This window comes from Pluralibacter sp. (assembly GCF_019237635.1).
In the GTDB taxonomy this organism is placed as follows: domain Bacteria; phylum Pseudomonadota; class Gammaproteobacteria; order Enterobacterales; family Enterobacteriaceae; genus Enterobacter_B.
This window is the reverse complement of record NZ_JAFAGS010000034.1, coordinates 26,478-33,072: the sequence shown is the minus strand read 5'-3', so window position 1 is coordinate 33,072 and position 6,595 is coordinate 26,478. Positions and strand designations below refer to the sequence as shown.

Here is a 6,595-nt window from a genome sequence, read left to right as displayed (position 1 = left end):
AACGTTTGCAGACAGGTGGTTTCCGCCATTTTCGCAAGCCTGGCGGCGCGCCCGGCCACAATGTCATCGGTCAGCGGCGTCGGGTCGTCGGCGCAGGACATGCTGCAGTCGAGATGGATTTTCTTAAACCCGGCGGCGACGTAGCTTTTAATCAGATCTTCTGCATGCCCCATGGCCTCGGCGGCCGGGGACTGCTGCCAGCGGTTCGGACCCAGATGATCGCCGCCCAAAATGAGCTGCGCTTCGGGGTAGTCCAGTTCTGCCGCCAGCGACAGTACGAAACGGCGAAAATCCACCGGCGTCATACCGGTGTAGCCACCGAACTGGTCCACCTGGTTAGAGGTGGCTTCAATCAGCAGCGGAGTGCCGTGGTCGCGGGCAAAGCGGATAGCGGCTTCCAGTACGCGGGGATGCGCGGAACAGACGGCATAAATCCCGTTTTCAAAACCTTGTTTATGACGCTCAACCATTTCTGTCAGATGTTTCACTGTCCTCTCCATAGTCGACGAATTTGATTTTTATCTTTCGTTTTGTTTCGAATGATACTGCATCAGGCTGTATTAAAAATAAAATGAAAGCATTTAGAAGTGGGATTTGTTTCACAAAAGAAACATAATGAAAGCATTCAGCCCATTAAATACCCGTGCCGCCTCTCACTGTCAGGCTTGCATTCTGGCAAAAGAAAGGCGTTAATAGACAAAACGAAATGAAACGAAAGATTTTAGGTAAGGATTAGCTTATGAAAAGCGCAGAAGCCTCTGTCGACAAACGCGTTCCGGGCACCAGCGAAAGGCGGGAGCAGATTATTCAGCGGTTGCGCCAGCAGGGCAGCGTGCAAGTAAATGACCTGGCAACGGCGTTTTGCGTTTCCACGGTGACCATCCGCAATGACCTGGCGTTTCTGGAAAAACAGGGGATTGCGGTACGGGCTTACGGCGGCGCACTGATCTGCGACAGCCATACTCCGTCGACGGAACCGTCGGTAGAAGACAAAAGCTCGCTCAATATTGCGCTCAAACGCAGCATTGCCCGCGTAGCGGCTGAGCTGATCCAGCCGGGACACCGGGTGATCCTCGACTCCGGAACCACCACCTTTGAGATTGCGCGTCTGATGCGCCAGCACAGCGACGTGATCGCCATGACCAACGGCATGAACGTTGCCAACGCGCTGCTGGAGGCCGAAGGTGTTGAGCTACTGATGACCGGCGGGCACCTGCGCCGCCAGTCGCAGTCGTTTTACGGCGACCAGGCCGAGCAGTCGCTGCAAAACTACCATTTCGACATGCTGTTTCTCGGCGTGGACGCTATCGATCTTGAGCGCGGCGTCAGCACGCACAACGAAGATGAGGCCCGCCTCAACCGCAGGATGTGTGAGGTGGCGGAGCGGATCATCGTAGTGACGGATTCCAGCAAATTTAACCGCTCAAGTCTGCACAAGATTATCGACACCCCGCGTATCCATACGATCATTGTGGATGAGGGAATTCCTGATGAGAGTCTGGAAGGGCTGCGCAAGCTCGGCGTTGAGGTAGTGCTGGTTAAGCAACAGTGAGCAGAGGGTGACATTACAGCGCAAACCCTCTATACTTCGCGCCGAAGCTGACCAGACAGTCGCCGCTGTGTCGTCGTCCTTTCGGGGAGACAGGCGCAGGGGAGGAAAGTCCGGGCTCCATAGGGCAGGGTGCCAGGTAACGCCTGGGGGGGAAACCCACGACCAGTGCAACAGAGAGCAAACCGCCGATGGCCCGCGCAAGCGGGATCAGGTAAGGGTGAAAGGGTGCGGTAAGAGCGCACCGCGCGGCTGGTAACAGTCCGTGGCACGGTAAACTCCACCCGGAGCAAGGCCAAATAGGGGTTCACAAGGTACGGCCCGTACTGAACCCGGGTAGGCTGCTTGAGCCAGTGAGCGATTGCTGGCCTAGATGAATGACTGTCCACGACAGAACCCGGCTTATCGGTCAGCTTCAACTTCTTCTAAAACAATACGTTGGTGTGTCTCAGGTGCTCAGAAGCAAAAATGGGATACACCAACGGTTGTCACGTCCCCATACGCGGCGCTGAATCGACATTGACGATGTCTGCTTTCGCTTTCCTGATAGCCGGTTATTCCTGCTCATGGCCTGGGGCCCGGCTCAGAATGTTTTCCCCCCTAGCCAAAAGGGTTAGAAAAAAGGTTTCAAGCAGAGAGATTGCTATTACATAACATGTCCTGAGCATAAAGCACGGTTTCACGATTATCATTGAGCCTCGTTGCAGCGTAGATATCAATGTTTAACTTCTGCGATTCATCGTCTGTCAACTCCCGGTAACATAGCCCTTCCAGATTAAAAGTACATTTTGACTGGGGCATCAGAGCAAATCCTTTTCCCCTTGCGATATGGGTGAGCATAACGAGTGAGTCATCCGGTTCTTTAACCCGCCTTAATGAGAAATGCAGTCCATCAAAGTAACTCTCACACTTATCATAAAACGACGGATTCGCACTTCTCGCGAACCAGAAGAGTGGTAAATCGCAGACATCTTTCAGCGTCACTTTTTCTTTCAGACTGGCGGGATGACTGGCTGGCATCGCCATCAGCAGAGGTTCGCGGCAGACCCGGCGATAGTGAATCGTGTCTTCATGCCCTGTGCCTTTTTCACCTGTAAGCACGAGGTCAAGCGTGTTTTTAGCCAGACACTGGAGCAACTGCGCCGAAGTTAGATTCGGTGTTTCGATGTCATCTCCGGCCTCCAGTCTGATAAGCTGATTATTAACTGGCTCAATAAATTCGAAATCAAGTGTCCGGGTAAGTCCTATTCGCAACTTTCCTTCTGATGAAAGCGAACCCGTCTTTAGCGCATTCAAGTCTTCAAGAATTTTCTCCGCTTTTCCTACAAGGGCGCGTCCCGCATCAGTCAGACTGACATCATGAGTACTCCGGCTAAATAATTGCTGATCCAGAACAGCCTCAAGGCATTTGATCTGCCGGGTTAAAGGCGGTTGGGTCATCCTGAGTCGCTCGGCTGCTCGACGAAAATTAAGCTCATGGGCTACAGCGAGGAAACACTGAAGCTGCTTAACGCCGGGAAGACGGTTGCTGATGAGATGCGTTGCTGTAGCCATTGATTCAATCCGGTCAGGCAAAGAAATTATTTTAACTGTTTACAGACCATGATGTAACGCGAATTCCGACCTCTTAATGCACAAATTAACAGCGATACAAAAATTGTATTGCGTATTAAACAATTCCATATTCATCACAGAATGATAAATTATTTATCACAGCCTGAATGTATATTGTTTTTTTGAGAATGGAGTGGTTTTGGTGAGGTAATATATTTATGGGGTTTTTCGTGGGTAAAATCACCTATTTTTCCCGCTGCGTAATTAAACATAGTTGGTCAATTATTTGAATCATTGTTGAGAAAAAGAAATATGACTTCAGAAAAATCCCCGCAGGATATGACCCTCAGGTCATGGCTTGCCTTATTTATTCTGGCTCTTTCAACTTTCACCATAGTGACTACCGAGCTGGCCCCCGTCGGCCTGCTGACGCCGATAGCCGAAGGGCTCAGTGTTTCTGAATCAGCGATTGGTATGACGGTCTCGCTTTACGCCTGGGTAGGTGCATTGAGTGCGCTCTTTGCGTCAGTCTTTCTGGGCAATGTCGCTAAAAAGCGGCTCCTGCTTGTGCTTACGATTGTGCTCTGTTTGTCGAATGTTATTGCCGCCACGGTAAACGCATACATGGTGCTGCTTGCAGCACGACTACTGGGTGCGCTGGCCCATGGCGCATTTTGGGCGATGATCGGTGCGACTGCAGTTGCTATCGTACCGGCAAGATACATAGGGGTAGCAACCTCAATCGTTTTTGGCGGTGTATCTGCAGCCAGCGTGTTTGGCGTGCCAGTATCAAACTATATTGGTATTCACTTCGGCTGGAGACAAGCATTCTGGCTTATGGCCGTACTCAGTGTGGTCGCTTTTGCTGGCATCACTCTTCTTGTTCCGCAGATTATTACTAAAAGCGCTATTGGGTTAGGAACGCTCAAAAGCGTGCTGAAATCATCCACACTCTGGAAAATTTATTCAGCCACATTACTGGCGGTTACCGCGCACTTTGCTGCCTTTACCTATATTGAACCCTGGCTCCATACGCAGAATTCGATCGCGACGTCGGCTATACCGGCTGTTCTTTTTGTTTACGGTATTGCGGGTCTGGCGGGTAATTTCCTGACCGGGGTTGTTATTGATAAATATCTCAAGGCAACAGTATCGGTATCGGTCCTGCTGATTTGTGCCGTACTGATGTTTCTGGGGTTATCCGGTGTTTTGCTTTCAGGTTCCGTTATTTTCGCCGTGATGGTTGTCTGGGGCCTGGCGGTATCAGGCGTATTTGTGGGCTTCCAGACATGGGTCTTACGTATTGCGGAAGATACAACCTTCCCGGCGTCGGCGATTTATGTTTCCTTTTTCAATACCGCTATTGGTCTTGGAGCCTCAATTGGCGCCTGGATGGTATCCGCTTTTTCAGTCCCGCTTCTTTATATCGTTGCAGGCGCCGCCATTGGGCTTTCAGTGCTGCTCGTGGTCGCAATCCCTACACGAGTGATATCCATACAAACCATTCTGGATAAAACTTATGAGTCAAACTGATGGTCTGACATGTTATGGCAGAGGGATTATGGACCGTAGACTGGCCCCTGTCTTACCCGTCAGCCCCACACTTTATAAAATTGTTACTCATTGACATCATTTCTCCATAATCCTGTCACAAAGATTAAGCGACTTTGCATTTGTCCTATTTCGACTGCATGGTAGCGCGTCATACTTAATGATGCATATGCTTAGTCTTGAGGAGATTGAAGATGAAAACGACCTCTTTGCTTACCGGCGTCGTGTTCATGCTGCTTTCTGGCGCCGCACTGGCGGCCGGGCCGAAACAGGTGGATTCCACCCAGGCACTCCAGCTACAGGAAATGGGTACCGTTCAGATTTCGGGGATTGAAGGATCAACGGATGATGCGATACATGCGCTGAAAGACAAAGCAGCGCAACAACATGCTGGTCATTACCAGATTATCGCGCTTGGGAACCCCTCTAACTCAAGCCTCTGGGATGGTACAGCCATACTATACAAATAACCCGTATGCCCGGCATCTCCAGGCGTACGCTAGCGCAAAAGCCCCTTTGTTAAAATGGGGCTTTTTTTTCATCATTCTGAATCTTTAAATAAAGTGCATCAGGCATTGAGAGTTGAATATTAATTTGACAGGGGTTTCACCTTTGCATTAGGTGTGTTTGAGGATTTATTTAAAATTAGATAATTAAAATAGTAGTGATATTTCAGTGTGATACGCGCGCAGAGTGCAAGCGGTTTCTTTTGCGATTTTTCCTGTCATAAGTTCTTAACCGAAATTTGCCACCCTCTATTTTATCAATATCAGGCGACGACAATACCTTCTCGATCCGACGGTGGATTAACCGGGAGGGTGAAATTGGTCGGGCAATAGAATGGAGCTTGCAGTGTCGTTGATGAACGATGATATGGAGTTTGGGCAACTGGGTGGTTTCACTTACCTGGATATGGCTGCGCTGGGGATTGCCCCTGCGTCGGTGCGGGAGCGCGTACAGGCACAACTGGCGGAGTATATGCTCTACGGAACCTGTGCCCGTGATGAATACAGGCCTGATGAGATTATCCGCCGCGCTAACGCGTCAGTACGAGACTTACTGGGTGCGCCCGCGGGATATACCTTTGTCGGTTCAACCGCGACCGCGGTGTCGGATGCGGTGTTACAGGCTATGCCGTCAGGGCGGGGTTCCGTGGTTTGTTGCACCGACGATTATCCCGGTCTCGTTACCCTGGCCCGTCGGTATGCTGCGCGTACGGGGCGCGAATTGCGCCTCGTTCCCGGCGAGTGGAATGCTCGCGCGCTCCTGACGTTCATTGATGAAGGGACGTCAGTCGTTCTTACCAGTCATGTCCACTGGATAACCGGAGCCGTGATGGATCTGGCGGCCTTGAGCGCCGCGCGTCGCGCGCTCGGCTTTACCTTTGTCGTCGATGCGTCTCAGGCTATGCCCATTGTGCCGGCAGGCGCAGAAATTGAGGAGATCGACATATTTGTGTCGGTTGCCCACAAATGGCTGTGCGGGGCGCCCGGTGCGGCAATCGCGCATCTGTCACCCCGTATCATCGCCCAACTGAATAAAACGCTGGACGATGATCTCTGGCCGGTTGTTCCCAGTAATCAGAGCTATACCTCCATGCTGGCGCTTGCCGTGATGAGCGAGTGGTTCATGGTATACGGCCCGGAGCGCGTTCGTGAGAGAACGCTGGCAGCGGCCTCTACGGTTCGGGAGCTTGCTCTTCAGCAAGGCTGGACGCTGGTATCCGGTAGCGATGATTTTCAGCAAAGCGGGATCGTTACGCTCTCCTTCCCGCAAGCGCAGGCATCTCAATTCGTACAACACATGCGCACCAGGGGGATATACCTCTCAGCGCGTGGGGAAGGATTACGTCTGTCGCCTCATTTCACCTTGTCGCATGAAGCCATTGGCCGGGCGATAGGGACTTTGTCCACGGCAGCCCGAGAGCTGCAATTTTAATTT

At 51.4% G+C, this 6,595-nt stretch carries 6 protein-coding genes and 1 other RNA gene; 5 read left to right on the top strand and 2 right to left on the bottom strand.

Features of this window, described 5'->3' with window-relative positions:
* Positions 1-488, bottom strand: a 488-nt coding sequence (locus JO226_RS04265; protein WP_293493736.1) for a class II D-tagatose-bisphosphate aldolase, non-catalytic subunit, incomplete at its 3' end; no start/stop codon positions are given.
* A 251-nt stretch (positions 489-739) separates the two neighbouring features.
* Here JO226_RS04265 and JO226_RS04260 point away from each other — a divergent pair.
* Complete coding sequence (locus JO226_RS04260; protein WP_293493733.1) at positions 740-1,552, top strand: DeoR family transcriptional regulator; 813 nt, start codon at positions 740-742, stop codon at positions 1,550-1,552.
* A gap of 43 nt (positions 1,553-1,595) precedes the next feature.
* An RNA gene (gene rnpB / locus JO226_RS04255) (RNase P RNA component class A) lies at positions 1,596-1,970 on the top strand.
* A 206-nt stretch (positions 1,971-2,176) separates the two neighbouring features.
* Here rnpB and JO226_RS04250 read toward each other — a convergent pair.
* Positions 2,177-3,103 (bottom strand): LysR family transcriptional regulator, encoded by a 927-nt coding sequence (locus JO226_RS04250; RefSeq protein ID WP_293493731.1) that lies wholly within the window; start codon positions 3,101-3,103, stop codon positions 2,177-2,179.
* Positions 3,104-3,415: 312 nt separating this feature from the next.
* Between JO226_RS04250 and JO226_RS04245 the strand changes: the two genes are divergently transcribed.
* The 3 genes from JO226_RS04245 to JO226_RS04235 all read left to right on the top strand — a co-directional run bounded on the left by JO226_RS04245 (position 3,416) and on the right by JO226_RS04235 (position 6,592).
* Positions 3,416-4,636 (top strand): MFS transporter, encoded by a 1,221-nt coding sequence (locus JO226_RS04245; RefSeq protein ID WP_293493728.1) that lies wholly within the window; start codon positions 3,416-3,418, stop codon positions 4,634-4,636.
* Between the two features lie 212 nt (positions 4,637-4,848).
* Positions 4,849-5,124, top strand: a complete 276-nt coding sequence (locus tag JO226_RS04240; protein WP_293493725.1) for a DUF1471 domain-containing protein — start codon at positions 4,849-4,851, stop codon at positions 5,122-5,124.
* 370 nt (positions 5,125-5,494) lie between these two features.
* Complete coding sequence (locus JO226_RS04235; protein WP_293493722.1) at positions 5,495-6,592, top strand: aminotransferase class V-fold PLP-dependent enzyme; 1,098 nt, start codon at positions 5,495-5,497, stop codon at positions 6,590-6,592.
* Positions 6,593-6,595: the final 3 nt, after the last annotated feature.